This is a genomic window from Arenimonas metalli CF5-1 (assembly GCF_000747155.1).
GTDB lineage: Bacteria > Pseudomonadota > Gammaproteobacteria > Xanthomonadales > Xanthomonadaceae > Arenimonas > Arenimonas metalli.
Window position 1 is genome coordinate 14,538 of record NZ_AVCK01000065.1, and the last position, 24,976, is coordinate 39,513.

The 24,976-nt window shown below is 71.4% G+C and carries 26 protein-coding genes; 11 read left to right on the forward strand and 15 right to left on the reverse strand.

Annotated features, from left to right (window positions below):
• Positions 1-15: 15 nt before the first annotated feature.
• From secD to N787_RS13970, 9 genes are all read right to left on the reverse strand, one after another.
• The gene (secD, locus tag N787_RS13930; RefSeq protein ID WP_034215465.1) at positions 16-1,893 is read right to left on the reverse strand and encodes a protein translocase subunit SecD; all 1,878 of its coding nucleotides are present in this window, start codon (positions 1,891-1,893) and stop codon (positions 16-18) included.
• A gap of 56 nt (positions 1,894-1,949) precedes the next feature.
• Positions 1,950-2,294, reverse strand: coding sequence for a preprotein translocase subunit YajC (yajC, locus tag N787_RS13935; RefSeq protein ID WP_034215467.1), 345 nt, complete (start codon positions 2,292-2,294; stop codon positions 1,950-1,952).
• Positions 2,295-2,414: 120 nt separating this feature from the next.
• Complete coding sequence (tgt, locus tag N787_RS13940; RefSeq protein WP_425387889.1) at positions 2,415-3,521, reverse strand: tRNA guanosine(34) transglycosylase Tgt; 1,107 nt, start codon at positions 3,519-3,521, stop codon at positions 2,415-2,417.
• Between the two features lie 5 nt (positions 3,522-3,526).
• Positions 3,527-4,591: a tRNA preQ1(34) S-adenosylmethionine ribosyltransferase-isomerase QueA gene (gene queA, locus N787_RS13945; protein WP_034215471.1), complete on the reverse strand. Its 1,065-nt coding sequence runs from the start codon at positions 4,589-4,591 to the stop codon at positions 3,527-3,529.
• A 25-nt stretch (positions 4,592-4,616) separates the two neighbouring features.
• Positions 4,617-5,183, reverse strand: a complete 567-nt coding sequence (locus N787_RS13950) for a DUF7010 family protein (RefSeq protein WP_211252173.1) — start codon at positions 5,181-5,183, stop codon at positions 4,617-4,619.
• A gap of 47 nt (positions 5,184-5,230) precedes the next feature.
• Positions 5,231-5,833 (reverse strand): response regulator transcription factor, encoded by a 603-nt coding sequence (locus tag N787_RS13955; RefSeq protein ID WP_034215473.1) that lies wholly within the window; start codon positions 5,831-5,833, stop codon positions 5,231-5,233.
• Entirely contained in the window at positions 5,830-6,951 is a 1,122-nt protein-coding gene (locus N787_RS13960) for a sensor histidine kinase (protein ID WP_052575502.1), read from the reverse strand. Before N787_RS13960 ends, N787_RS13955 begins: the two co-directional genes overlap by 4 nt.
• 40 nt (positions 6,952-6,991) lie before the next feature.
• Positions 6,992-7,765 (reverse strand): ABC transporter permease, encoded by a 774-nt coding sequence (locus N787_RS13965; protein WP_034215476.1) that lies wholly within the window; start codon positions 7,763-7,765, stop codon positions 6,992-6,994.
• A complete protein-coding gene (locus N787_RS13970) occupies positions 7,762-8,694 on the reverse strand; it encodes an ABC transporter ATP-binding protein (protein ID WP_034215478.1) in 933 nt (310 codons plus the stop codon). Before N787_RS13970 ends, N787_RS13965 begins: the two co-directional genes overlap by 4 nt.
• 234 nt (positions 8,695-8,928) lie before the next feature.
• Between N787_RS13970 and N787_RS13975 the strand changes: the two genes are divergently transcribed.
• Positions 8,929-10,431: an aminotransferase class III-fold pyridoxal phosphate-dependent enzyme gene (locus N787_RS13975; protein WP_034215481.1), complete on the forward strand. Its 1,503-nt coding sequence runs from the start codon at positions 8,929-8,931 to the stop codon at positions 10,429-10,431.
• Positions 10,432-10,614: 183 nt separating this feature from the next.
• Here N787_RS13975 and N787_RS13980 read toward each other — a convergent pair whose 3' ends face one another.
• Together N787_RS13980 and ubiH are read right to left on the reverse strand one after the other, a co-directional pair.
• Positions 10,615-11,796: an FAD-dependent oxidoreductase gene (locus N787_RS13980; protein WP_034215483.1), complete on the reverse strand. Its 1,182-nt coding sequence runs from the start codon at positions 11,794-11,796 to the stop codon at positions 10,615-10,617.
• Positions 11,793-13,004, reverse strand: a complete 1,212-nt coding sequence (ubiH, locus tag N787_RS13985; protein ID WP_034215486.1) for a 2-octaprenyl-6-methoxyphenyl hydroxylase — start codon at positions 13,002-13,004, stop codon at positions 11,793-11,795. Before ubiH ends, N787_RS13980 begins: the two co-directional genes overlap by 4 nt.
• A 105-nt stretch (positions 13,005-13,109) precedes the next feature.
• Here ubiH and N787_RS13990 point away from each other — a divergent pair, with 105 nt between their 5' ends.
• The 3 genes from N787_RS13990 to N787_RS14000 are packed head-to-tail and all read left to right on the forward strand — an operon-like array spanning position 13,110 to position 15,176.
• Positions 13,110-13,688 carry a hypothetical protein gene (locus N787_RS13990; protein WP_156969068.1) on the forward strand — a complete coding sequence of 193 codons (579 nt, stop codon included), beginning with the start codon at positions 13,110-13,112 and terminating at the stop codon, positions 13,686-13,688.
• Between the two features lie 7 nt (positions 13,689-13,695).
• Positions 13,696-14,250 (forward strand): cob(I)yrinic acid a,c-diamide adenosyltransferase, encoded by a 555-nt coding sequence (locus N787_RS13995; protein WP_034215488.1) that lies wholly within the window; start codon positions 13,696-13,698, stop codon positions 14,248-14,250.
• Positions 14,251-14,252: 2 nt separating this feature from the next.
• A complete protein-coding gene (locus N787_RS14000) occupies positions 14,253-15,176 on the forward strand; it encodes a histone deacetylase family protein (protein ID WP_034215490.1) in 924 nt (307 codons plus the stop codon).
• On the opposite strand, the gene msrB is transcribed toward N787_RS14000, so the two are convergent.
• Entirely contained in the window at positions 15,163-15,582 is a 420-nt protein-coding gene (gene msrB / locus N787_RS14005) for a peptide-methionine (R)-S-oxide reductase MsrB (RefSeq protein ID WP_245594028.1), read from the reverse strand. The genes N787_RS14000 and msrB overlap by 14 nt on opposite strands.
• Before the next feature lie 46 nt (positions 15,583-15,628).
• Here msrB and lptD point away from each other — a divergent pair, with 46 nt between their 5' ends.
• From lptD to N787_RS14040, 7 genes are all read left to right on the forward strand, one after another.
• Entirely contained in the window at positions 15,629-17,857 is a 2,229-nt protein-coding gene (lptD, locus tag N787_RS14010; protein WP_034215552.1) for an LPS assembly protein LptD, read from the forward strand.
• A 39-nt stretch (positions 17,858-17,896) separates the two neighbouring features.
• On the forward strand, positions 17,897-19,201 hold the full coding sequence (locus N787_RS14015) for a peptidylprolyl isomerase (protein ID WP_034215491.1): 1,305 nt from the start codon (positions 17,897-17,899) through the stop codon (positions 19,199-19,201).
• 5 nt (positions 19,202-19,206) lie between these two features.
• The gene (gene pdxA / locus N787_RS14020) at positions 19,207-20,181 is read left to right on the forward strand and encodes a 4-hydroxythreonine-4-phosphate dehydrogenase PdxA (protein ID WP_034215492.1); all 975 of its coding nucleotides are present in this window, start codon (positions 19,207-19,209) and stop codon (positions 20,179-20,181) included.
• Complete coding sequence (gene rsmA / locus N787_RS14025) at positions 20,178-20,990, forward strand: 16S rRNA (adenine(1518)-N(6)/adenine(1519)-N(6))-dimethyltransferase RsmA (protein ID WP_034215493.1); 813 nt, start codon at positions 20,178-20,180, stop codon at positions 20,988-20,990. Before pdxA ends, rsmA begins: the two co-directional genes overlap by 4 nt.
• A gap of 9 nt (positions 20,991-20,999) precedes the next feature.
• Positions 21,000-21,380, forward strand: coding sequence for a Co2+/Mg2+ efflux protein ApaG (apaG, locus tag N787_RS14030; RefSeq protein WP_034215494.1), 381 nt, complete (start codon positions 21,000-21,002; stop codon positions 21,378-21,380).
• Between the two features lies 1 nt (position 21,381).
• On the forward strand, positions 21,382-22,227 hold the full coding sequence (locus N787_RS14035) for a symmetrical bis(5'-nucleosyl)-tetraphosphatase (RefSeq protein ID WP_034215496.1): 846 nt from the start codon (positions 21,382-21,384) through the stop codon (positions 22,225-22,227).
• Positions 22,228-22,311: 84 nt separating this feature from the next.
• Positions 22,312-22,782, forward strand: a complete 471-nt coding sequence (locus N787_RS14040) for a hypothetical protein (RefSeq protein ID WP_034215497.1) — start codon at positions 22,312-22,314, stop codon at positions 22,780-22,782.
• Positions 22,783-22,800: 18 nt separating this feature from the next.
• Here N787_RS14040 and N787_RS14045 read toward each other — a convergent pair whose 3' ends face one another.
• The 3 genes from N787_RS14045 to lgt are packed head-to-tail and all read right to left on the reverse strand — an operon-like array spanning position 22,801 to position 24,970.
• Complete coding sequence (locus N787_RS14045; RefSeq protein WP_034215555.1) at positions 22,801-23,280, reverse strand: dihydrofolate reductase; 480 nt, start codon at positions 23,278-23,280, stop codon at positions 22,801-22,803.
• 5 nt (positions 23,281-23,285) lie between these two features.
• Entirely contained in the window at positions 23,286-24,080 is a 795-nt protein-coding gene (locus N787_RS14050) for a thymidylate synthase (RefSeq protein ID WP_034215500.1), read from the reverse strand.
• The gene (lgt, locus tag N787_RS14055) at positions 24,080-24,970 is read right to left on the reverse strand and encodes a prolipoprotein diacylglyceryl transferase (protein WP_034215503.1); all 891 of its coding nucleotides are present in this window, start codon (positions 24,968-24,970) and stop codon (positions 24,080-24,082) included. The genes N787_RS14050 and lgt overlap by 1 nt, the downstream gene beginning before the upstream one ends.
• Positions 24,971-24,976: the final 6 nt, after the last annotated feature.

Below are 24,976 nucleotides of genomic sequence, written 5' to 3' on the forward strand. Positions count from 1 at the left end.
GCCTCCAGGAATGCGTTAGATCGAGACCTTGGCAAGCTTCTTGCGCTTGCCATAGATCAGGGTGGCGATGCCGCGCGACACCGAGACCGCGGTGTACATCGAGGTCAGGATGCCGATGATCAGCGTGATGCCGAAGCCACGGATCGGGCCGGAGCCGAACACCGCCATCGCCACGCCCGCCAGCAGCGCCGTGGTGTTGGAGTCGGTGATGGTGCCCGAGGCCTTGTCGTAGCCGTTGGCGATACTGGCCAGCGGCGTGTTGCCGTTGCGCAGCTCCTCGCGGATTCGTTCGTTGATCAGCACGTTGGCGTCCACCGACATGCCCACGGTGAGCGCGATGCCGGCCAGGCCGGGCAGCGTCAGCGTGGCGCCGATCACCGACATCACCGCCACCACCATCAGCAGGTTCAGCAGCAGCGCCAGGTTGGTGACGATGCCGAACATCTTGTAGTAGACGAGGAAGAACACCAGCACGAACACGAAGGACCAGAACACCGCCGACAGGCCGCGCTCGACGTTCTCCGCACCGAGGCTCGGGCCGATGATGCGCTCCTCGATGATCACCATCGGCGCCGCCAGCGAACCGGCGCGCAGCAGGCGGGCCAGGCTGGCCGCCTCTTCCTGGCTGTCGAGGCCGGTGGTCTGGAAGTTCTTGCCGAACACGCCCTGCAGCACCGCGGCGTTGATCACTTCCTCGCTGACGCGGGAGGTGCGCACTTCCTGGCCATCCACCATCCGCACTTCCGGGATGGTCTCGATGTAGACGGCGGCCATGAACTGGCCGACGTTGTCGCGGGTGTGCGCCAGCATGCGGTTGCCACCGGCGTTGTTGAGCTCGATCTGCACGGCCGGGCCGCCGCCCTGCGGATCCGGGTTCGAGGTGGCGTTGACCAGCTGGTCGCCGGACACGATGACCCGGCGCGACAGCAGGATCGGCATCGGCTTGCCGTCCGGACCCAGCTGGCGCATGTAATAGAGGCGGGCATTGGCCGGCACCACGCCGGTGCGCGCGGCTTCAACGGCCTGGGCGCCGTTGTCCACCACGTGGCGGTACTCGAGGGTGGCGGTGGCGCCGATCAGCTTGCGGGCCTCGGCAGTGTCCTGCACGCCGGGCAGCTGCACCACGATGCGGCTTTCGCCCTGGCGCTGGATGACCTGCTCGCCGACGCCCAGCGAGTTGATGCGGTTGTCGAGCGTGGTGCGGTTCTGCTCGATGGCGCCGTCAATGATCGCCTTGATCTGGGCCGGGGTGACCCGGGCCAGCAGGCGCTCGGGCTGGGCCTCGTCGAAGACCAGCTCGAGCTCGGGCGCGTCGCGGCTGATGGCGGCGCGGACGCGGGCCATGTCGGCGCCGTCGCGCAGCAGCACCTGGATGCCCTCGGCGGTGCGCGACACGCTGGTGTAGGCGAACTTGCCGTCGCGCAGGATCGCCGAGATCTCGTCGGCGAAGCCATTGGTGCGCTTGTCGATGGCCGCCTGCTGGTCCACTTCCAGCAGGAAGTGCACGCCGCCCTGCAGGTCCAGGCCCATCGACATCGGGTCGGCGCCCATCACCGTCAGCCACGAGGGCACGGTGGAAGCGAGGTTGAGCGCGACCGTGTAGCCCTGCCCCAGCTCGGTGCGCAGCAGGTCGGCGGCCTGGGTCTGCACGTCGGGGTTGGCGGTGCGGACGACGAGGTTCTCGCCCTCGACCGCGACCGACTTGGCCTCGACCTTGGCGGCCTCGAGCACGCCGCGGACCCGCAGGGCCAGCGAGTCGTCGATGGTGCTGCCGCGGTTGGCCGCGATCTGCACCGCCGGGTCCTGCGGGTACAGGTTGGGCAGCGAGTAGAACACCGACAGCGCGATCACGAGCGCGGCGACGACGTATTTCCAGGTGGGGAACTGCAGCATGGGCGACAACCGTTGGCGGCCCGGTCAGGGCCGTGGGTGATTCGGATGGGGACGGATCAGGCGGACTTCAACGTGCCCTTGGGCAGGACCGCGGTGACGGCGCCGCGCTGGACCTTGATGCTGACCTTGTCGGCGATCTCGACGGTGACGAAGCTCTCGCCCAGGTCCTCGATGCGGCCGGCGAGGCCACCGCTGGTGATCACTTCGTCGCCCTTCTGCAGCTTGGCCAGCAGCTCGCGGTGTTCCTTGGCGCGCTTCATTTGCGGGCGCAGCAGCAGGAACCAGAACACGATGAAGATGATGATCAGCGGCAGGATGCTGCCGAGCATGCTGGGCTGGCCGGCGGCACCACCCGCGGCCTGGGCGGCCGCCGGGGAAACGAAAATATCGAGCAGGGACATGGCTTTACCGTCTGCGTAGGGAATCAAGCGCGCAAGTATGCCATACCCCACCCCACCCCCTGTAGGAGGGCCTTCAGGCCCGAAGCCTCTGGCCGTAAGGCTTCGGGGCTGAAGCCCCTCCTACAGGGTGACGCCGCGGGCGGCGTGGAAGGCGGCGCGCCAGGCCTCGAAGGTGCCGGCGTCGATGGCGGCGCGGATGTCGCGCATCAGCTGCTGGTAGTGGTGCAGGTTGTGGATGGTGCCCAGCATCGAGGCCAGGATCTCGTTGCAGCGGTCGAGGTGGCGCAGGTAGCTGCGGGTGTAGCCGCTGGCGCAGGTGTAGCAGGTGCAGCCTTCCTCGATCGGGCGCAGGTCCTTCTCGTACTGCGCGTTGCGGATGCGCACCTGGCCGCCGCGGACGAAGTAGTGGCCGTTGCGCGCGTTCCGGGTCGGCATCACGCAGTCGAACATGTCGATGCCGCGCGCCACCGCCTCGACGATGTCCTCGGGCTTGCCCACGCCCATCAGGTAGCGCGGCTGGTCCTCGGGCAGCAGGGGCACCAGCGCGTCCAGCGTGGCGTCGCGCTCCTCCGGCGGCTCGCCCACGGCCAGGCCGCCGACCGCGTAGCCGTCGAAGCCGATCGCCTTCAGGCCCTCGGCCGAGCGCGCCCGAAGCTCGGGGTAAGTACCGCCCTGGACGATGCCGAACAGCGCCGCGTCGTTGCCCTCGTGCGCGCGCTTGCTGCGCTCGGCCCAGCGCAGGCTGAGCTCCATCGAGGTGCGCGCCACCTTCTCGGTGGCCGGGTACGGCGTGCACTCGTCGAAGATCATCACGATGTCGGAATCGAGCGAGCGCTGCACCTGCATGCTCACCTCCGGCGACAGGAAGACCTTGCTGCCGTCGGTGGGCGAAGCGAAGGTGACGCCCTCCTCCGTGATCTTGCGGCGCTTGGCCAGCGACCAGACCTGGAAGCCGCCGGAGTCGGTGAGGATGGGACCGTTCCACTGGCAGAAGCCGTGCAGGCCGCCGTGCAGGTCGATCACTTCCATGCCCGGCCGCAGCCACAGGTGAAAGGTGTTGCCCAGGATGATCTCGGCCCCGATCGCGCGCAGCGATTCGGGCAGCATCGCCTTCACCGTGCCGTAGGTGCCGACCGGCATGAAGGCCGGCGTCTCCACCGTGCCTCGCGGGAAGTGCAGGCGCCCGCGGCGGGCGCGGCCGTCCTGGCCGAGTTTCTCGAAACGCATCCGGCTCACGGCGCGGCCTCCGGGTAGAGCAGCATGGCGTCGCCGTAGCTGAAGAATCGGTACTTTTCCCGCACCGCGTGCGCGTACGCCGCCAGGATGCGCTCGCGGCCGGCGAAGGCCGAGACCAGCATCATCAGCGTGCTTTCGGGCAGGTGGAAATTGGTCAGCAGCGCATCGACCGTACGGATGCGCTTGCCGGGGAACAGGAAGATGTTGGTGTCGCCGGCGTAGGGCCTGAGCTCGCCGTCCTGCGCGGCGGTTTCCAGCGCGCGCACCACCGTGGTGCCGACCGCGACGACGCGCCCGCCGGCGGCGCGGGTGCGCGCCACCTGCTGGCACAGCTCGGCGCCGACGTTCAGCCATTCGCTGTGCATCTTGTGCTCGTGCAGCGACTCGACGCGCATCGGCTGGAAGGTGCCGGCGCCGACGTGCAGGGTGACGTGCCCGGTCTGCACGCCCCTGGCCTGCAGCGCCGCCAGCAGCGGCTGGTCGAAGTGCAGGCCGGCGGTGGGCGCGGCCACCGCGCCGGTGTGGCGCGCGAACAGGGTCTGGTAGCGCTCGAGGTCGTCGTGGCCCGCCTCGCGCTGGATGTAAGGCGGCAGCGGCATGCGGCCGGCGCGCAGCAACAGCTTCTCCAGCGGCTCGTCGGTGAGGAAGCGCAGGCGGTAGAACTCGCCCTCGCGGCCCAGCACCTCCAGCGCGGTGCCCTCGTCGATCGTGATCCGGCCGCCCGGTTTGGGCGACTTGCTGGCGCCGACCTGGGCCAGCACCTCGCGCCCGCCGACCAGCCGCTCGAGCAGGATCTCGACCCGGCCGCCGCTGTCCTTGGTGCCGAACAGGCGCGCCGGGATCACCCGGGTGTCGTTGAACACCAGCAGGTCGCCCGCCTGCAGGTACTCCGGCAGGTCGCGGACCTGGCGGTCGGCGTAGGGCGGCGCGTCGGGCCCGACCACCAGCATCCGGCTGGCCGAACGCTCGGCCAGCGGGGCCTGCGCGATCAGCTCGGGCGGCAGGTCGAAATGGAAGTCGGACTTTTTCAATGGAGACGGCTGCAGCGGCGGGGGCCGCATTATCGCCGGGAATGTCGCCGGGCCGTTAGGCGCCGTGCAGGCGGGTCTCAGCCTCGGGCCCCGCCCCGCGCCGATGCAGCACCAGGCAGGCGATGCCAAAGAGGGCTTCCAGCAAGGCGCCCGCCAACGCGCCCGCCAACAGCGGGGCGCCGAGGGCGGCAAGGGCGAAGCCGGCGGCCGCCAGCACCAAGCCCAGGATCCAATAAAACCGCATGCCGTAAATGGTCGCGAACACGAGGTAGCGACCGCCAATGACCAGGAGCATCGCCGGGAAGAACAGGCCCGGCCAGTGAAGGCTGAGCAGGTAGGCGATCGGCAGGCAGAAGATCAGCCAGAACGTGCTCGCCCCCGCCAGCAGGCCGAACGGATTGCCCTTGGCGTGCGCGCCGCGCGAGCCCAGCAGCTTGCACGCGAGCAGGCCGACCGGATGGATGAACATGCCGCCGACCAGCAACGCCCAGACGGCCTGCTGGGGCGAGGCGAGAGCCGCGAAGCCCGCCGCGACCGACCAGGCCAGCGCGGAGGCCAGGATCCCCGTGGCTCCGCTGTGGTAACCCTGCCGCATGTCGGCCTGCGCTTGCGTTACTGACATTTCCACTACATGCATTCCTTGGATTGAAGTCACGGAAGGAAACTCGTTCACAGCCAGCCCTTCGCCCGCGCCACCCGGTAGGCCTCGATCCGGTTCGCGGCACCCAGCTTGCCGATCGCCTCGGACAGGTAATTGCGCACGGTGCCGTGCGAGAGGTGAAGCTTGTCGGCGATATCGAGGCTGCGCGCGCCCTCGCCGGCCAGGCGCAGCACCTGGCGCTCGCGCTCGGTCAGCGGGTCCTCCTCGCCCCAGGCGGCGACGGCCAGCTGCGGATCGATGACGCGGCCGCCGGCGTGGACCTGGCGCAGGGCCGCGGCGAGCTGGCCCGAGGGCGCGTCCTTGAGCAGGTAGCCGCGGACGCCGGCATCCAGCGCACGGCGCAGGTAGCCCGCGCGGGCAAACGTGGTGATGATCACCACGCGCGTCGACAGCCCGGCGTCGCGCACGCGCAGCGCCAGGTCCAGGCCGGTGAGGCCGGGCATCTCGATGTCGGTCACCAGCAGGTCGGGCGCCTGCTTCGCCACCGCGACCCAGGCGGCCTCGCCGTCGCCCGCCTCGGCCACGACCTGCAGGTCGGTCTCGAGGCCGAGCAGCGCGGCGAGGGCGCCGCGCACCATCGCCTGGTCCTCGGCCAGCACCAGGCGGATCATGCGCTGGCCTCCAGCGCGCGCCGCGGCAGCGTGATCTGCAGGCGCGTTCCGGCACCCGGCGGGCTGTCGACCTCGAGCCCGGCGCCGAAGGCCGCGAGGCGCTCGCGCATGCCGGCCAGGCCGTTGCCCGGCGAGACGGCGCCGCCGCGCCCGTCGTCGGCGATGCTCAGGCGCAGTTCGCCGTCATCGGCCACCAGTTCGACCTCGACGCGGCGCGCCCCGGCGTGGCGCAGCACGTTCGTGACCGCCTCGCGCAGGGCCAGGGCCAAGGCCGATTCCAGCCCGGGCTCCAGCGCCACCGGCGCCAGCCGCTGGTCGAGGCTCACCTCGGCCGACAGCAGCGCCAGGCGCGCCGCGGCCAGTTCGGCTTCGAGGCCGGTGGCGCGGATGCCGACCACGGCCTCGCGCACCTGGGCGAGGGCTTTCCTTGCCACCGATTCCACTTCGCCGATTTGCTCGCGCGCAGCGACGGGATTCGAATCGACCAATCGTCCCGCCAGCTCGCTCTTCAGGGCAACCAGTGACAGCGTGTGGCCCAGCAGGTCGTGCAGGTCGCGGCCGATGCGCTCGCGCTCGGCCATCGCGGCGAGGCGGGCCACTTCACCCTGGGTCAGCCGAAGTTCGGCATCGCGGCGCTGGCGGGAGCGCGTCATCAGCACGCCGGCGACCACCAGCGCGCAGATCGCCGTCGCCATGGCGGCGTAGGCCAGCGCCAGCGGCAGCGGCATCACCGCGAGGAAGGCCGCCACCATCGCGGCGACCAGCAGCCCCGTCACCCACAGCGCGCGCCGCGCCGGCAGCACCGTGGCCGCCATCGCGCAGGCGTAGATAACGAAGGTGTTGCCGCCGGGCTGGATCGCGATCAGGGCCAGGCCGAGCACCGCGACCAGCGCCACCAGCCCCAGCTGGCGCGGTCCACGCCAGGCGCGGAATGCGAAGTACACCGGCAGGAAGACCGCGATTGCCAGCAGGCTGGCAATCCAGGCCCGCGCCGGCGCCTCCGGCCAGAAGCCCAGCGGCAGGAACACGAACGGCAGGTAGACCAGCCCCAGCCACGGACGCCCGATGAGCTCGTCGTAGGTTTCGTCTTCCTGCGGTCGCGAATCGGCGTTGTCCATCGCTCTCCAGACTATCGGATTTCGCGCCACGGCCGTCGCCTCAGCCGCGGCGCAGGCGGTGCGCGGCCAGGGCCAGGCACAGCGCCGTGGTGCCCAGCAGCACGGCGATATGCAGTCCCCAGCGCACGTCCTGCGCCTGCCCCACGACGCCCAGCGCCATCCGGCCGAGGTGCCAGGCCGGCCAGACCACGGCCAGCTTCTGCAGCAGCACCGGGAAGGCGAAGATCGGAATCCACAGGCCGGACAGCACCGACATCGGCAGGGAGACCAGGTTCACCACCGCCACCGCACCCTGCCCGCGCACCAGCGTGCCCAGCCACAGGCCCATCGCGCAGAACGGCAGCGTGCCCAGCAGCAGCGTCGCCACCAGCAGGCCCCAGGTACCGGGCGCCATCCGCACGCCGCCGCCCACCACCGCGGCGATCGTCAGCAGGCACACCACGGTGAAGCCGACGACCAGGCTCATCGCGATCTTGGCGAGGAAATACACCAGCGTCGGCATCGGCGAAACGCGCTTGAGTTCGAGCCAGCCCTTCTCGCGCTCGATCGCCAGCCCGACGCCGAAGCCGAACAGCGCCGGGCCGATCACCCCGAACACGCCGTAGGTCGCCAGCAGGTAGGCGGCGCGCTCCAGCCCGCCCCATTTGCCCGGCAGCACCACCGCGAACAGAAGGTAGAACACCACCGGGAACATCAGCGTCGGCAGGGCGAAGGCAGGCTGGCGCAGCACCGCCAGCAATTCGTACCAGGCCTCGAGCGCCTGGATGCGCAGCAGCGAGGGGGCGGCGTGGGGGGACGACGGCAGGGAATTCATGCGGCTTGCTCCAGGCGGCCGGCGGCCACGGGGTCTTGGGTCAGGGACACGAAGGCCTCCTCGAGGCTCAGCGGGCGGACTTCCAGCTCGGCCAGGCCGGGGTCGGCGGCCAGCCAGCGGCGCAGCACCTGTTCGGCCTCGCGGGTCACCAGCTCGGTGCCGGCGGCGGTGTCGTGCACGCGCAGCACGCCGGGCCACGACGCCAGTTCGGCGGTCGCGACGGTGCTGCGGGCGCGCAGGCGCTTGCCGTCGGCGCGGGCCTTGATGCCGGCCGGGCTGTCGTCGGCCAGGAGGCGGCCGCCGGCCATCAGCACGATGCGGTCGGCCAGCGCATCGGCCTCCTCGAGGTAATGGGTGGTGAGCACGATGCCGGTGCCCTCCCCGCGCAGTTGGCGCAGCACGGCCCAGAAGGCACGGCGTGATTCGACGTCCAGGCCCACCGTCGGCTCGTCGACGAACAGCAGCGGCGGCCGGCCGCAGATCGCCAGCGCGAACTGCACGCGCCGCTTCTGCCCGCCCGACAGCGCGCCGTAGGGCCGTCGCGCCAGGTCGGCGACGCCGGCCAGGGCCAGGGTTTCGGCCAGCGGCCGCGGCGAGGGGTAGTAGCTCGAGAACAGGCGCACGTGCTCGGCCACGCGCAGGGTGTCGGGCAGCTCGCCGTCCTGCAGCATCACGCCGATGCCCCGGCGCCGGCGCGGGTCGCGCGGATCACCGCCGAACAGCTCCGCCCGGCCGGCGTCCGGGCTGAGCCGGCCGGTGAGCAGGCCCAGGGCGGTGGTCTTGCCGGCGCCGTTGGCGCCCAGCACGGCCAGCACCTGGCCGGCATGGATGGCCAGGTCGACCGCATCCAGGGCCTGGACGGCGCCGTAGCGCTTGCCGGCGGCTTCGAGCCGGGCGAGGACGGTCGGGCGGTTCGGATCATCGGGCATGGCGGGGCTCCTCGGGGACGGGACCAGTGTCCCGACCGGGCAGGCGCCGGCGCAGTGGCCGGCGTCAGCGATCGCGCCTGACAGCTGTCATCCGCGGCCGCCGCGGATTCAAACGCTTGGGGGTTACGCGCCCTTCACCGGGGTGGTAACATCCGCCGCAAGTATTTGATTTTCAACGCAAGACCCGACGCGCGAGGGCCCTCCTCGCGTTTTGCTTTGGGTCCGGAGCCCGCCATGAACCTGATCGACACCCTCAAGCCCCTGCGCAGCCACGCTGGCCAGGTCCGCACCGCCGGCCTGGACGACGCCACCGTGCTCGATCTCGCCGGGCGCTATCCCGAGCTGGTCGAAGCCGTCGAGGCCGCCGTCGCGCAGCACGCGGCCATCGCCGCCGAGTTCGCCGACCTGCTCGACCTCGACGAGCAGGCGCAGATCGAGGCCGTGCAGTCGGGCTTCGTCAACTTCTATCCGGACGACGCGGTGAACCCGTACGTGGCGATCGCCGCGCGCGGCCCGTGGGTGGTCACGCTCAAGGGCGCCGTGATCCACGACTCCGGCGGCTACGGCATGCTCGGCTTCGGCCACGCGCCGAAGGCCGTGCTCGAAGCGATGGCCAAGCCGCAGGTGCTGGCCAACATCATGACCCCGTCGCTGTCGCAGCTGCGCATCGTGCGCGCGCTGCGCAAGGAGCTGGGCCATACCCGCGGCGGCTGCCCGTTCGCGAAGTTCCTGTGCCTGAACTCGGGCTCGGAGTCGGTGTCGCTGGCCGGCCGCATCGCCGACGTCAACACCAAGATCCACACGGATCCGGGCGGCCGCCACGCCGGCAAGCGGGTCAAGCGCATCGCGGTCAAGGGCGCCTTCCACGGCCGCACCGAGCTGCCGGCGCTGTACTCCGATTCCTCGCGCAAGAACTACCTGCAGCACCTGGCCAGCTACCGCCACCACAACGACCAGCTGATCACCATCGAGCCGTATTCGATCGAAGGCCTGAAGCAGGCCTTCGCCGACGCCGAGGCCAACGGCTGGTACTTCGAGGCCATGTTCCTCGAGCCGGTGATGGGCGAAGGCGACCCGGGACGCGCGGTGCCGGCGGAGTTCTACGCCGTCGCGCGCGAGCTGACCAAGGCGCACGGCACCCTGCTGCTGGTGGACTCGATCCAGGCCGGCCTGCGCGCGCACGGCGTGCTGTCGATCGTCGACTACCCGGGCTTCGAAGGCCTGGAGGCGCCCGACATGGAAACCTATTCCAAGGCGCTCAACGGCGGCCAGTACCCGCTGTCGGTGCTGGCGGTGAACGAACGCGCCGCGGGCCTGTACCGCAAGGGCACCTACGGCAACACCATGACCGCCAACCCGCGCGCGCTCGACATCGCCTCGACCGTGCTGGGCCTGCTGACGCCGGAACTGCGCCGCAACATCGTCGAGCGTGGCCGCGAGTTCCTGGACAAGATCAATGCGCTCAAGGAAGAACTTGGCGGCGGCCTGATCACCCAGGTGCAGGGCACGGGCCTGCTGTTCTCGTGCGAGCTGCATCCGCAGTTCAAGTGCTTCGGCACCGGCTCCACCGAGGAGTTCATGCGCGAGCGCGGCATCGGCGTGATCCACGGCGGCACCAACTCGCTGCGCTTCACCCCGCACTTCGGCGTCACCAGCGGCGAGATCGACCTCGTGGTCTCGCACATCCGCCACGCCCTCCTCCACGGCCCGCGCAAATCCCAGGCCGAGGCGGCATGAGGCTAGGGCGTTTTTGACGCGGATTTACGCGGATAAACGCGGATAGGGCAAAGGCGGGAGTGGGTCGAGGCGAGCGCGCGTCAGCTGCGTGCTTGCCGCGAATCCCGATCCGGCCAGTTCAACTCAATCGGCTTTTGCCCTATCCGCGTTTATCCGCGTAAATCCGCGTCAAAAAAACGCCCTTCAGACCCCGGCCGCGCGGCGCCAGAGGGCGCGGGTGACGGGGGTGAGGCGGTTGGCGAGGCCGAGGGCGTGGCCGCGCAGCAGGGTTGGCCACATCGCGTCGTTGCTGAAGACGCGGTTGATGGTTTCGAAGGAGTGGGCCGCCACGGCGTTCTCGCTGCGGCGGGTGCGCTCCCAGCGGGACAGCCGGTGCGGGGCCGCGAAGTCGGCGTGCACTTCCGCCGCGCGGCGCCACGAGGCGCGCAGCGCGGCGACATCGCGCAAGCCCAGGTTCACGCCCTGCCCCGCCAGCGGATGCACCGCGTGCGCGGCGTCGCCAACCAGCAGCACGCGGCCCGCCACGTAGTCCTTCGCCAGCTGCCGACGCAGCGGGAAGGCCGCGCGTGCCGACACCGCCGTCACTTCGCCCAGGCGCGCATCGAAGGCACGCGTGAGCTCGCGCCGGAAGCTCGCCTCGTCCGTCGCCAGCAGGCGTTGCGCCTCGGCTTCGGGGAGAGTCCAGACGATCGAGCTTCGACCGTCGGCGCAGGGCAGGAAGGCCAGCGGTCCGGTCGGCAGGAAGCGCTGCCACGCGGTGTCTTCATGCGGCGACTGCGTGCGGACGTAGGCGACCAGGCCGCGCTGGCCGTAGTCGTGGGCGTCGGTGTCCAGCCCCACGGCGGCGCGCACCCGCGAGGCGGCGCCGTCGGCGCCCACCACCAGCCGCGCACGCAGGCGCTGGCCGTCGCCGAGCACCGCGGTCGCGGCGTCGGCGTCCTGTTCAATCGTCGCCAGGGTCGCCGGCACCACGCGGCGCAGCGAGGGCTCGCGGCCGCAGGCGGCCCACAGCCGGTCCACCAGCAGCGAATGCTCGACGATGTGACCCAGGTGATCGCGCGCGAAGGCATCGGCGTCGAAATCGAGTTCGCCGCCGCCGGCCGCGTCCCAGACCCGCATGCGCCGGTAGGGATGCGCGCGCGCCGTGCGGATCGCGGACCACGCGCCGAGGTCATCGAGCAGCGCGGCGTTGTCGGGCGCGAAGGCGTATACGCGCAGGTCGGCGTCATCGAGCGACCAGGCCGCGGGTTCCTGCGCTTCGACCAGGGCCACGCGCAGCCCGTCGCGGGCCGCCGCCAGCGCGGTGGCGCTGCCGACCACGCCGGCTCCGACCACCACCAGGTCGTACAGGTCGCGACGGCTCATGCCCGTCCCCGCGACAGCGACGGCACGCGCCCACGGAAGCCCATCGCGCCGGCCACCAGCGGATCCGCCAGCCCGGGCACGTGGCCCAGCGCCAGCAGGCCCAGCGAGCGCAGCACGTGCAGCGGGAAACCTTCGCTGGCGGTGAGGCGCGCCAGGCCGTCGCTGAAGGCCAGGGTGCGCTCGCGGTCCTCGCGGCGCGCTTCGGCGTAGGCGGCCAGCCACGCCGCGGCGCCTGGATCGTCGCCGGTCAGCACTTCGGCCAGCGTCAGCGCATCGCGCAGGCCCAGGTTGAAGCCCTGCGCGCCGATCGGGTGCAGGGTCTGCGCGGCGTTGCCCATCACCACGCCGCGCGGCGCGGTCAGGCGCTCGGCCACCACGCGCAGGATCGGATAGGCGCTGCGCGCGCCCACGCGGGTGATGCGGCCGGCGCGCCAGCCGAAGCGCTGCTGCAGGTAGTCGCGGTAGGCCGCGTCGTCCATCGCCAGCACCGCGTCGGCGGCCTCGCGGCGCACGCCGCAGATGCCGCCGTAGTGACCGCCGGCCATCGGCAGCAGCGCCACCGGGCCCTCCGACGTGAAGCGTTCGTAGGCGGTGCCGTCGGGCGCGCGGTCGGTGGCGACGCTGCACACGAGCAGCGTCTGGCCGTAGTCGTGTTCTTCGGCGCCGATGCCCCACGCCGCGCGCGCCAGCGAGCGGCTGCCGTCGGCGGCCACCAGCAGGCGGGCGCGCAGGCGGCGGGTGGCGCCGTCCTGTTCAATCGTGACCACCGGGCCATCGGCGTCGGGCGCGACCGCGACCACGCGCGCCGGGCGATGGCGCACCAACCCCGCGCAGTCGGCCAACCGCGACTCCAGCGCCAGGCCCAGTTCGCGCGCCAGCACCACGCCGCCGAACTGCTCCCGGCCATGCTCGGCCGCGGCCAGGCGCACACTGCCGAAATCGCCGGCGCGGCTGACGTGGATGCGGCGGATCGGCGCCGGCGGGGTCGCCAGCCGCGGCAGCACGTCCAGGGCCGACAGCGCGTTCAGGCTGGCCAAGGCCAGGGCCAGCTTGCGCTCGTCGAACCCGGGCGCGCCGGCCTGCGGCGGGCTGGCCTCGACCTGGCCGACGCGCCAGCCGCGGCCGTCGAGCGCGCAGGCCAGCGCGCTGCCGACCAGGCCGCCGCCAAGGATGAGGATGTCGTGGTCGAAACCGTCGGTGCCGGGCATGGCGTGATGATACGCGTCCGCCCGGTGAAGGCCCATGCACGCCCCCTCGGGGCGCAGTTCGTCTAAAATGCCGGCCTGACCTCCGGAAGCCTGCACATCATGACCCTGACCCTCCGTTCGCGACTGGCCGTGTTCCTGGCGCTCGCCGCCGTCATGGCCGCGACCCGGCTCAATCATTTCGGCCTGGTGCCGGACGCCTCGTGGGCGGTGTTCTTCGTCGCCGGCTTCTACCTGCGCGGCAGCGTGCGCTGGGCGTTCCCGGCGCTGATGGCGCTGGCGGTGGCGGTCGACTACCTGGTCATCACCGGCAGCGGCCAGAGCTTCTGGAGCCACTACTGCATGTCGCCGGGCTACTGGTTCCTGCTGCCGGCGCACGCGTCGATGTGGCTGGGCGGCAGCCTGCTGCGCCGCGCCTACCGCGGCCTGGAGCCGCGCGCGCTGGCGCTGCTGGCGGTGTCGGTGTTCGCCAGCGTCGCGGCCTGCCACTTCTTCGCGCAGGGCGGCTTCTACTGGCTGGCCAGCGCCGTCGCCGAGCCCACCGTCGCCGGCTGGGCCAAGAATTACGCCGACTGGTTCCTGCCCTACCTGCGCAACGCCAGCGCTTACGTCGCGGCCGCCGCTACGCTGCACGTCGTGGCGACCTGGGCCCTGGCCCGCCGCGCCGCCGTCGCCACCGCGCGCTGAGGCCACCATGGGCAACCGGCTGTCGAAGATCTACACCCGCACGGGCGACGACGGCAGCACCGGCCTGGGCGACGGCTCGCGCGTGGCCAAGGATTCCGCCCGCGTCACTGCCTACGGCACCGTCGACGAGGCCAACTCGGCCATCGGCATCGTGCTGGCCTGCGACCTCCCGGAAGACGTGCGCACCGTGCTGGTGTCGGTGCAGCACCAGCTGTTCGACCTCGGCGGCGAGCTCTGCATCCCCGGCCATGCGGCCATCTTCGACGCCGACATCCAGCGCCTCGAGGACCAGCTCGACGCCTTCAACGCCGACCTGCCGCCGCTCAAGGACTTCATCCTGCCCGGCGGCGGCCTGGCCGCCGCGCACTGCCACCTGGCGCGCACCATCTGCCGCCGCGCCGAGCGCGAGTCGGTCACGCTATCGCACCATGACGCCGTGCGGCCCGAGGCCATCCGCTACCTCAACCGCCTCTCGGACCTGCTGTTCGTGATCGCCCGCGTGCTGGCCCGCGCCAGCGGCCACGGCGAGGTGCTCTGGAACCACGAGCGCCGGAAAGGCTAGGCGTGCTGCTCTATACCCATCCCGCCTGCCTGGCGCATGACCCGGGCGCCGGCCACCCGGAATGCCCGGCCCGGCTGGAGGCGGTGCTGCACGCGGTGCGCGCCAATTTCCCGCTCGCGCCCTGGCGCGAGGCCCCGCGCGCCGGCCGCGATGCCCTGCTGCGCGTGCACACCCGCGACCTGGTGGCGCGCGTGCTCGACACCCCGTTCGACGCCAGCCTGCGCCTGGACGAAGACACCGCGATGTCGCCCGACTCGCCCGAGGCCGCGCTGCGCGCCGCCGGCGCCGGCATCGCCGCGGTGGACGCGGTGACGCGCGGCGAGACGCGCCACGCCTTCTGCGCCGTGCGCCCGCCCGGCCACCACGCCACCGGGCCGGTGGCGATGGGCTTCTGCCTGTTTAACTCGATCGCGGTGGCCGCCGCCCACGCGGTGCACGCGCACGGGCTCGAGCGCGTGGCGATCATCGATTTCGACGTGCACCACGGCAACGGCAGCCAGGACATCTTCGCCAGCGACCCGCGGGTGATGTACGCCAGCTCGCACCAGTACCCGCTGTACCCGAACTCCGGCCTCGCGCACGAGCGCGGCGTCGGCAACGTGGTCAACGCCACGCTGTCGCCGGGCACCGACGGCGAGGCCTTCCGGCATGCCTGGCGCGAGCACCTGCTGCCGCAGGTCGAGGCCTTCCGCCCGCAGCTGGTGCTGGTCTCGGCCGGCTTCGACGGCCACCGGCTCGACCCGCTGGCCGACCTGATGCTGGAAGCCGACGACTACCGCTGGCTCAGCGCCGAACTCGCCGCGCTGGCGGATCGCCACGCCGGCGGCCGCCTGGTGTCGATGCTCGAGGGTGGCTACAGCCTGGCGGCGCTGCGGGCCTGCAGCGTGGCCCACCTGCACGGCCTGGCCGGCACTACGCCGGCCTGAAATCCAGCGCCGCGGAATTGATGCAGTAGCGCAGCCCCGTGGGCTGCGGCCCGTCGGGGAAGACGTGGCCCAGGTGCGAATCGCAGGCCGCGCAGCGCACCTCGACCCGGTGCATGCCGTGGCTGGTGTCCGCGTGCTCGTCCACCGCGCCGGCCGCGACCGGCCGGGTGTAGCTGGGCCAACCGCTGCCCGAGTCGTACTTGTCCACCGACGAGAACAGGTCGGCGCGGCAGGCCGCGCAGACATAGGTGCCGGTGCCGTGGTGGTTCCAGTACTTGCCGGTGAACGCGCGCTCGGTCTCCGAGCAGCGGCAGATGGCATATTGCTCGGGGCTCAGCTCGGCCCGCCACTCTGCGTCGGTCTTCTCGATCTTGCCGGCCATCCGCGTGCCTTCGTGTTGCCCCATCAGGCGCCTTGGGCCAAGCTATCACGTCTTTTCCAGGGATGCCTCCGTGCGCCGTCAAGCCCTTCGACTGCTTCCGCTCTGCCTGGCCATCGCCGGCGCAGCCCGCGCACAGGATCCCGCCCCGGCCGCCGACTGGGCGCTGTGCCCCTCGCCGGAAGGCCTGCCGCTGTTCCAGCCGCTCGCCGACCCGGCCACCAGCGCCGCGGACCCGGCCACGCTGGCCACCGACATCAGCGCCGAAAACCTCGACGTCAGCGGCCGCGAAACCACCGTGTTCGAGGGCGACGTCGAACTGCGCCGCGGCGGCCAGTGGCTGGGCACCGACAAGCTCACCTATTCGCACGAGAGCGAACGCTTCGTCACCGAAGGCCAGGTGCGCTTCCAGGACGACGGCATCCGCTTCACCGCCGACCAGGCCGCGGGCGACCAGAAGGCCGACACGATCGTGCTCGACGGCGTGCAGTACCAGTTCAACCAGAACGCCGGCAACGGCCGCGCCGACCGCATCACGATGCGCGGCGACCTGGGCGAGATGGCGGGCGGCACCTACTCCACCTGCCCGCCCGGGCAGCGCCAGTGGGAGTTCTCGGCCAGCCGCATCGACGTCGACCAGGAAGAGGCGATGGGCACCGCCCGCAACGCCACCCTGCGCCTGGGCGGCGTGCCGGTGCTCTGGCTGCCGTATATCCGCTTCCCCACGGACGATCGCCGCCGCACGGGCCTGCTCTCGCCCAAGATCGGCTTCGACGACCGCAACGGCTTCGACTACGAGCAGCCGGTCTACCTCAACCTCGCGCCGAACTACGACGCCACCCTGACGCCGCGCTGGATGGCGCGGCGCGGACTCATGCTCGGCGCCCAGTTCCGCTACCTCACCGCGCGCAGCCGCGGCGAGATCGAAGGCACCTGGCTCGGCAACGACGACGAGCCCGGGCGCGGCTACGACCGCGGCGTGGCCTCGCTGCGCCACACCACCTCGCTGGGCCCGAACTGGTACGCCAGCGCCGACCTCAACCACGTCAGCGACGTCTTCTACTTCGACGACTTCAACGACTCGCTGGCCTCGACCTCGATCACCCTGCTGCCCAGCACCGCCGGCCTGTACGGCCGCGGCTACGGCTGGACCGCCAGCCTCTCGGCCCAGCGCTGGCAGATCGCCAACCCGCTGGTGCTGCCGGGCACCGAGCCCTACCGCCGCCTGCCCGCCGCCGACCTGCGCTGGAACAAGGCCCTGCTGCCCTGGATGGAATTCGGCCTGCAGGCCGAGGCCGTGCGCTTCGACCACGAGACCCTGGCCGGCGGCACCCGCGTGGACCTGCGGCCGACCCTGCGCCTGCCCTTCGGCGGCGCGGCCTGGTACGCCACGCCGGAGTTCTCCTGGCGCTACACGAGCTGGTCGCTGGACGGCGGCCTGCTGGCGCCGGGCGCCGACCGCTCGCCCACGCGCAGCCTGCCGATCACCCGCTTCGACGCCGGCGCCTTCTTCGAGCGCGAGTTCGCGTGGGGCGACGGCCGCCTGCTGCAGACGCTCGAGCCGCGCCTGGTCTACCTGAACGTGCCCTACCGCGAGCAGGACGACCTGCCGCTGTTCGACACCCAGCCGCTGACGTTCAGCTGGCCGGGCCTGTTCCGCGACAACCGCTTCGGCGGCGCCGACCGCCAGGCCGACGCCGACCAGGTGACGCTGGCCGTGACCAGCCGCGTCCTCGACACGGCCGACGGCCGCGAGCGCCTGAGCGCCAGCCTCGGCCGCATCCATTACTTCGACCCGCCCCGGGTCACCGTGCCCGGGGCCCCGCCGCTGTCCGACGACGGCTCGGCCTGGGTTGCCGAGGCCAGCCTGACCCTGGGCCAGCGCTGGACCCTGGGCCTGGCCCAGCAGTGGGATCCGGACCGCGAGCGCACCAACCTCTCGGCCGTGCGCAGCCAGTGGCGCTTCGGCGACGGCGGCCTGGTGAACGCCGCCTACCGCTACCGCGCCGACGTGCTCGAGCAGGGCGACCTGTCCTTCGTGGTGCCGGTGAACGACCGCTGGCGCCTGCTCGGCCGCTGGAACTATTCCCTGCGCGACCGCGAGACGCTGGAATCGCTGGCCGGCGTGGAGTGGAAGAGCTGCTGCCTCGCGGTGCGCGTGCTGGCGCGTGAATACATCCGTGAATTCGGCGGCGACCGCAACCTGGGCATCTACCTTGAGCTGGAGCTGAATGGCGTCGGCAGCCTGGGCCGCGACACGGCCCGTTTGCTTGATGATGCTATCCTTGATTACTCCCGTTGAACCCATGGCGCCGGCCCCGGCGCCGGAGCCACGAACCGCATGAAGAACGCCCTGCCCCTCCTCCTCGCCGGCCTGCTGGCCCTGGGGTCCGCCCTCGCCCCGACCCCGGCGTCGGCCCAGGACACCATCCCGCTGGACGGCATCGTCGCCGTCGTCGACGAAGAGGTGATCCTGCGCAGCGAGCTCGACCGCGCCGTGGGCAACATCCTGGCCCAGTACGCCAACCAGCCCGGGCAGCTGCCGCCGCGCGAGATCCTCGAGCGCCAGGTGCTCGACCGCCTGGTGCTGATGCGCCTGCAGCTGGTGCGCGCCCGCGACAACGGCATCCGCGTCAGCGACGGCGAGCTCAACCAGGCCATCCAGAGCGTCGCCGGCCGCAACCGCATGACCCAGGACCAGCTGCGCGACCGCCTCGCGCAGGACGGCCTGGGCTACGAGGAATTCCGCAACAGCCTGCGCGAGGAGCTGATGCTCGAGCGACTGCGCCAGAGCTACGTGCAGTCGCGCGTGCAGGTCAGCGAGGCCGAGGTGGACCAGCTGCTGGCCGTGCGCGAGATCGGCGGGCCGGAAGTGCGCCTGTCCAACATCCTCGTGGCCCTGCCCGACGGCGCCACGCCGGAGCAGATCGCCACCGCCGAGCGCAAGATCACCGGCATCCGCGAAGTGATCATGAAGGGCGAGCTTGATTTCCGCGCCGCCGCGATCCGCTACTCCGACGCGTCCAACGCGCTCGAGGGCGGCGACATCGGCTGGCGCGGCTACGACGCCCTGCCGCAGAACTACGTCGGCATGATCCGCGCGATGTCGCCGGGCGAAATCAGCCAGCCGCTGCGCGGCCCGAGCGGCTACCAGCTGGTGCAGCTGGTCGAGACCCGCGAAGCCGGCCGCCAGACCGCCACCGAATACAACGCCCAGGGCATCCTGGTGCGCCCGACCCCGACCCTGCCGCCGGAAGCCGCGCGCCAGAAGATCGAAGACCTGCACCGTCGCCTCGTGGCCGGCGAGGACTTCGCCAAGCTCGCCCGCGAGAACTCCGACGACACCCTGACCCGCGCCGACGGCGGCGACATGGGCTGGTTCGCGATCAACACCTGGGGCACCGCGATCGGCAACCAGGTCCAGCAGCTTGCCGACGGCGAGCTGTCGGCGCCCTTCCAGAGCGACAGCGGCTGGCACATCGTGCGCCGCCTGGGCGTTCGCGAGCAGGACGTCACCGAGGTCAACCGCCGCAACCAGGCGCGCGAGGTGATCGGTGCGCGCAAGGCCGAGGAAGAGTTCGAACGCTTCCTGCGCCAGCTGCGCTCCGAGGCCTACGTCGAGACGCGCCTCACGGCCGCGGGCTGATCCCCATGCGGACCCGGCTGGCCCTGGTTCCTGGTGAGCCGGCCGGCATCGGGCCCGAGCTCTGCGTCCGGCTGGCCCAACGGCCGCCGGATGCCTCCCTGGTCGCCTACGCCGACCCCGACGCACTCACCGCCGCCGCCGCGGCGCTGGGCCTGCCCCTGCGCCTGCTCGATGCCGACCGCGACGCCGGCCCGGGCGAGCTGGCCCTGCATCCGATCCGCCAGGCCCGCCCCACCCGCTTCGGCCAGCCCGACCCCGCCAACGCGCCGGCCGTGATCGCCGCGCTGCGCGACGCCGGCGCCGCCTGCCTGGCCGGCGAGCTCGACGGCCTGGTCACCGGCCCGGTGCACAAGGCCAGCATCAACGCCGGCGGCATCGCCTACACCGGCACCACCGAGCTGCTGGCCGCGCAGGCCGGCGTCGAGGTGGTGATGATGCTCGCCAACCCGCGCCTGCGCGTCGCCCTGGCCACCACCCACCTGCCGCTGCGCGCCGTGCCCGATGCGATCACCCGCGACGGCGTCACCCGCACGCTGCGGATCCTCCATGCCGCGCTGGCGCGCGACTTCGGGCTGTCCGCGCCGCCGCGCATCGCGGTGCTGGGCCTGAACCCGCACGCGGGCGAGGACGGCCACCTCGGGCGCGAAGAGCTCGACACCATCATCCCCGCGCTCGACGCACTTCGCGCCGAAGGCCTGGCGCTCGAGGGCCCGCTGCCCGCCGACACCGCCTTCCTGCCGCAGAAACTGTCCGGCTACGACGCGGTGCTGGCGATGTACCACGACCAGGGCCTGCCGGTGCTCAAGCACTCGGGCTTCGAGCAGGCGGTCAACATCACCCTCGGCCTGCCCTACCCGCGGGTGGCGGTGGACCACGGCACGGCCCTCGACCTGGCCGGCCGCGGCGTCGCCGATCCGTCCAGCCTGTTCGCCGCCGCCGCGCTGTGCGCGCGGCTCGCCCGCCACCGGAGGTCCGCATGAGCCACTTCAAGGCGCCGCCCAAGAAGAACCTCGGCCAGCACTTCCTGGCCGACCGCAGCTACATCGACCGCATCGTGATGGCGGTGAACCCGAAGCCCGGCGACCGCCTGGTGGAAATCGGCCCGGGCCAGGGCGCGATCACCTTCCCGCTGCTGCGCAAGCACGGCGAACTGACCGTGATCGAGTTCGACCGCGACCTGATCACGCCGCTGATGGAGGCTTCGGAAGGCGTGGGCCGGCTGACGATCATCCACAAGGACGTGCTGCAGGTGGACTTCAGCAAGCTGGCCGGCGACGAGGGCCCGCTGCGCCTGGTCGGCAACCTGCCCTACAACATCTCCTCGCCGATCCTCTTCCACGCGCTCGAGCACGCCGGCGCGGTCAGCGACATGCACTTCATGCTGCAGAAGGAAGTGGTGGACCGCATGGCTGCCGATCCGGGCAGCAAGGTCTACGGGCGGCTGAGCGTGATGCTGCAGGCGTATTGCACGGTCACGTCGCTGTTCGACGTGCCGCCGGGCGCGTTCAGGCCGCCGCCGAAGGTGGATTCGGCGGTGGTGCGGCTGGTGCCGAAGCCCGCGGCGGAGATCGGCATCGCCGACCCGGCGCTGTTCGAGCGGGTGGTGCGCGATGCCTTCGGCCAGCGCCGCAAGACCCTGCGCAACGCGCTCTCCCAGGTCTGTACCGGTGCCGACATCGAGGCCGCGGGCCTGCGCCCGGATGCCCGCGCCGAGCAGCTGGCGGTGGCGGATTTCGTGCGCCTGGCGCAATTCCTCGGTTCGCTGCCCCCGGGCGACCGTCCTGCGTAGAATGGCGGCATGGATTCCGCGCAGCACGCCATCGAGGTGATCGTCGCCACCCGCTTCCTCGAGGACCAGTCGATCCCCGAGGACGACCGCTACGTCTTCGCCTACACCATCCGCATCGTGAACCTGGGCGAGGTGCCGGCCCGCCTGCTCAGCCGCCACTGGATCATCACCGACGCCAACGGCAAGGTGCAGGAAGTCCGCGGCGAGGGCGTCGTCGGCGAGCAGCCCTGGCTGCGGCCGGGCGAGCACTTCGAATACACCTCGGGCGCCGTGCTCGAGACCCCGCTGGGCACCATGCACGGCAGCTACCAGATGCTGGCCGACGACGGCACCTCGTTCGACGCGCGGATCGACCCGTTCACCCTGTCCATCCCGCGGACGCTGCACTGACATGGCCACCTACGCCATCGGCGACGTGCAGGGTTGCTACGACGCGCTGCAGCGCCTGCTCGAGAAGATCCGCTTCGACCCGGCGGCCGACCGGCTGTGGTTCTGCGGCGACCTGGTCAACCGCGGCGGCCAGTCGCTCGAGACCCTGCGCCTGATCCACTCGCTGGCCATCCACAGCACCATCGTGCTGGGCAACCACGACCTGTCGCTGCTGGCCATCTCCACGCGCCGCGAGGCCGACCAGCGCAAGGTCAACCCGGACCTGCAGCGGGTGCTGTTCGCCGACGACCACGAGGTGCTGATCGGCTGGCTGCGCCGGCAGAAGCTCTTCCACGTCGACCGCACGCTCGGCTTCGCGATGGTGCACGCCGGCCTGGCCCCGAAGTGGACGATCAGCCTGGCCGAGGCCCGCGCCCGCGAGGTCGAGGAGAAGCTGCAGGGCGACGGCTTCTTCAAGCTGGTCAAGAACATGTACGGCGACAAGCCGGCCTGGTCGCCCAAGCTCACCGGCGTCGACCGCTACCGCGCGATCATCAACGTGTTCACCCGCCTGCGCTATTGCACGCCGGCGGGCCGCATCGGGTTCGAAGACAAGGGCCGGCCGGGCACCCAGAAGCCGGGCATGTACCCGTGGTTCGAAGTGCCGGGCCACGCCGTGCGCGAATTGCCCGTGGTGTGCGGACACTGGTCCACGCTGGGGCTGTTCATGGGCCTGGGCGTCTATGCCATCGACACCGGCGCGGTCTGGGGCGGCAAGCTCACCGCGATGGAGCTGGGCCCGGAGCTGCGCCTGCACCAGGTCGCCGGCCGCGACCCGCCAGACGGCAGTCCCCGCGGCGACGACTGAGTCGCTCCGCCCCCTTTTTTAGTGCAGGGCCTCGGTACTGGCCCGGTATGGTCTTGAGTCTGGCTGCAAAGGAGAACCCCGCCCATGTCCCGATCGATCCTCACCCTCGCGCTCGCCCTGTCCCTGGCCGTCCCGGCCGCGTTCGCCCAGTCGTCCGGCAACGGCGCCCAGAAGATGGCCGCGCTGCAGGCCGAAGTCGCCCAGGGCAAGCAGGCCTACATCTCCCGCCAGCTGGCGATGGACCCCGCCGAGCAGGCCGCGTTCTGGCCGGTGTACGACAAGGTGCAGGAGGATCTGGCCGACCTGGCCGAGCGCCGCCGCGCCAACGCCGCCGCGGTCACCGCCGGCCTGCGTACCGAGCTGGACGAGGATGATGCCGAGGAGCTCGCCGACGAGGCCGTGGCGATCGAAGTCGACCAGGCCAAGCTGATGGAGCGCACCTACCGCACGCTCAGCCGCGTGGTCGCCCCGAGGAAGGCCCTGGCCTACGTGCAGGCCGAGTCCCGCCTGGCCACCCTGCAGCGCTACGAGATCGCGGGCTCGCAGCTGCCCTGACCGTCCCGCCGGCGCCGCTCAGCGGCGCCGGTATTCGACGAATTCGAAGCCGAAGGCATGGCGCGCGTCCGCGCCGTGCGCTTCGCGCGACACCGCCTCCCACCCGGCCGGATCGAACGCGGGAAAGAAGGCATCGGCGGCGTCCACTTCGGTAGCCACGTGCGTGAGGTGCATGCGCGTGGCCAGCGGCAGCGCCAGCGCGTAGACCTCGCCGCCGCCGATCACCATCAGCTCGTCCGCGCCGCACAGCGCCTGTGCGCGCGCCAGCGAATCCACCGCCTCCATGCCGTCGAACGGCACCCGGCCGCTGCGCGTCAGCACCAGGTTGCGCCGGCCGGGCAGCGCGCGACCCAGCGATTCCGCGGTCTTGCGCCCCATCAGCACGGGTTTGCCCAGGGTCAGCGCCTTGAAGTGCTTGAGGTCGTCCGGCAGCCGCCACGGCAGGTCGTTGCCGCGACCGATGGCGCCGGCGCGATCGAGCGCCGCCACCAGCACCAGCGCCGTCACACCGCCACCGGGGCCTTGATGGCCGGGTGCGGGTCGTAGCCTTCGATGGCGATGTCCTCGAAGCGCATCGCGAACAGGTCCGTGGCATCGGGCGCCAGTACGAGGCGCGGCAGCGGGCGCGGCTCGCGCGACAGCTGCTCGCGGGCCTGGTCGAAGTGGTTGCTGTACAGGTGCGCGTCGCCCAGCGTGTGCACGAAATCGCCGACGCCCAGGCCGCAGTGGCGCGCCACCATGTGCGTAAGCAGCGCATAGCTGGCGATGTTGAACGGCACGCCGAGGAAAATGTCGGCCGAACGCTGGTAAAGCTGGCAGCTCAGCTTTCCGTTGGCCACGTAGAACTGGAACATGGTGTGGCAGGGCTGCAGCGCCATCGCCGGCAGGTCGGCCACGTTCCAGGCGCTCACCACCAGCCGGCGCGAATCGGGGTTGCGCCGCAGTTCGTCCACCACGTTGCGCAGCTGGTCGATCTCGCGGCCATCGGTGCCGGTCCAGCGCCGCCACTGCTTGCCGTACACCGGGCCGAGTTCGCCGTCGGCGTCGGCCCACTCGTCCCAGATGCTGACCTTGTTCTCGCGCAGGTAGGCGATGTTCGTCTCGCCGCGGATGAACCACAGCAGCTCGTGGATGATCGAGCGCAGGTGCAGCTTCTTGGTCGTGACCAGCGGGAAGCCTTCGGACAGGTCGAAGCGCATCTGCCAGCCGAACACCGAGCGGGTGCCGGTGCCGGTGCGGTCGGCTTTTTCGGCGCCGTGTTCGAGCACGTGCCGCAGCAGTTCGAGGTACTGGCGCATCAGGTCGGCTTCACGTTGGAGAGGTCGGGCTGCAGGGTCGGCGCCGAGCGCGACTTCCACAGCAGGAACAGGCCCAGCGCCACCAGCGGCAGCGACAGCACCTGCCCCATCGTCAGCCAGCCGAACGCGAGGTAGCCCAGGTGCGCATCAGGCTCGCGCACGAACTCGACCAGGAACCGGAACGCGCCGTAGAGCAGCGCGAACAGCCCCGACACCGCGTAGCGCGGGCGCGGCTTGCGCGAATACAGCCACAGCGCCGCCATCAGCAGCACGCCCTCGAGGAAGGCCTGGTAGAGCTGCGAGGGATGCCGCGCGTAGGCGTCGAGCGCGCCGCTGGCGTGCAGCTGGCGCAGCTGCTCGACCGGCTGCACCGCCAGCTCCGCCGGCAGCGCGTCGCGGAACACCACGCCCCAGTCGCCGCCGGTGGGCTTGCCCCAGAGCTCGCCGCCGATGTAGTTGCCCATTCGCCCGAAGCCCAGGCCGAGCGGGATCAGCGGCGCCACGAAGTCCATCACGTCGAAGAAGTGCCGGCGGTGCTTGCGCGTCCACCACGCCGCCGCCAGCATCACGCCCAGCAGGCCGCCGTGGAAGCTCATGCCGCCCTCGTTGATGCGCAGGAGCATCAGCGGGTTGGCCAAGAACTCATCGAACACGTAGAACAGCACGTAGCCCACGCGCCCGCCCAGCACCACGCCGAGCATGCCGTAGAACAGCAGGTCGCCGAAGGCTTCCTCGTTGATGCCCGGCAGGCGGCCGCCGCGGATGCGCCGCGTGCCCAGCCACCAGGCGCCCAGGAAGGCCAGCAGGTACATCACGCCGTACCAATGGATGCCGTGCGGCCAGAACGGCAGCGGGACGGCGATCGGGTCGATGTCGTGCAGCAGGGTCATGCGGGC

Coding starts and splice junctions, on each gene's coding strand:
- N787_RS14035 (WP_034215496.1), top strand. CDS start 21,382: ATGGCCACCTACGCCATCGGCGACGTGCAGGGTTGCTACGACGCGCTG.
- ubiH (WP_034215486.1), bottom strand. CDS start 13,004: ATGCCCGGCACCGACGGTTTCGACCACGACATCCTCATCCTTGGCGGC.
- N787_RS13960 (WP_052575502.1), bottom strand. CDS start 6,951: ATGGACAACGCCGATTCGCGACCGCAGGAAGACGAAACCTACGACGAG.
- N787_RS13995 (WP_034215488.1), top strand. CDS start 13,696: ATGGGCAACCGGCTGTCGAAGATCTACACCCGCACGGGCGACGACGGC.
- apaG (WP_034215494.1), top strand. CDS start 21,000: ATGGATTCCGCGCAGCACGCCATCGAGGTGATCGTCGCCACCCGCTTC.
- pdxA (WP_034215492.1), top strand. CDS start 19,207: ATGCGGACCCGGCTGGCCCTGGTTCCTGGTGAGCCGGCCGGCATCGGG.
- rsmA (WP_034215493.1), top strand. CDS start 20,178: ATGAGCCACTTCAAGGCGCCGCCCAAGAAGAACCTCGGCCAGCACTTC.
- queA (WP_034215471.1), bottom strand. CDS start 4,591: ATGCGGCCCCCGCCGCTGCAGCCGTCTCCATTGAAAAAGTCCGACTTC.
- N787_RS13955 (WP_034215473.1), bottom strand. CDS start 5,833: ATGATCCGCCTGGTGCTGGCCGAGGACCAGGCGATGGTGCGCGGCGCC.
- N787_RS13975 (WP_034215481.1), top strand. CDS start 8,929: ATGAACCTGATCGACACCCTCAAGCCCCTGCGCAGCCACGCTGGCCAG.
- lgt (WP_034215503.1), bottom strand. CDS start 24,970: ATGACCCTGCTGCACGACATCGACCCGATCGCCGTCCCGCTGCCGTTC.
- N787_RS14050 (WP_034215500.1), bottom strand. CDS start 24,080: ATGCGCCAGTACCTCGAACTGCTGCGGCACGTGCTCGAACACGGCGCC.
- msrB (WP_245594028.1), bottom strand. CDS start 15,582: ATGGGGCAACACGAAGGCACGCGGATGGCCGGCAAGATCGAGAAGACC.
- secD (WP_034215465.1), bottom strand. CDS start 1,893: ATGCTGCAGTTCCCCACCTGGAAATACGTCGTCGCCGCGCTCGTGATC.
- tgt (WP_425387889.1), bottom strand. CDS start 3,521: ATGCGTTTCGAGAAACTCGGCCAGGACGGCCGCGCCCGCCGCGGGCGC.
- N787_RS13970 (WP_034215478.1), bottom strand. CDS start 8,694: ATGCCCGATGATCCGAACCGCCCGACCGTCCTCGCCCGGCTCGAAGCC.
- N787_RS13980 (WP_034215483.1), bottom strand. CDS start 11,796: ATGAGCCGTCGCGACCTGTACGACCTGGTGGTGGTCGGAGCCGGCGTG.
- N787_RS13950 (WP_211252173.1), bottom strand. CDS start 5,183: ATGTCAGTAACGCAAGCGCAGGCCGACATGCGGCAGGGTTACCACAGC.
- N787_RS13965 (WP_034215476.1), bottom strand. CDS start 7,765: ATGAATTCCCTGCCGTCGTCCCCCCACGCCGCCCCCTCGCTGCTGCGC.
- yajC (WP_034215467.1), bottom strand. CDS start 2,294: ATGTCCCTGCTCGATATTTTCGTTTCCCCGGCGGCCGCCCAGGCCGCG.
- N787_RS14040 (WP_034215497.1), top strand. CDS start 22,312: ATGTCCCGATCGATCCTCACCCTCGCGCTCGCCCTGTCCCTGGCCGTC.
- N787_RS14015 (WP_034215491.1), top strand. CDS start 17,897: ATGAAGAACGCCCTGCCCCTCCTCCTCGCCGGCCTGCTGGCCCTGGGG.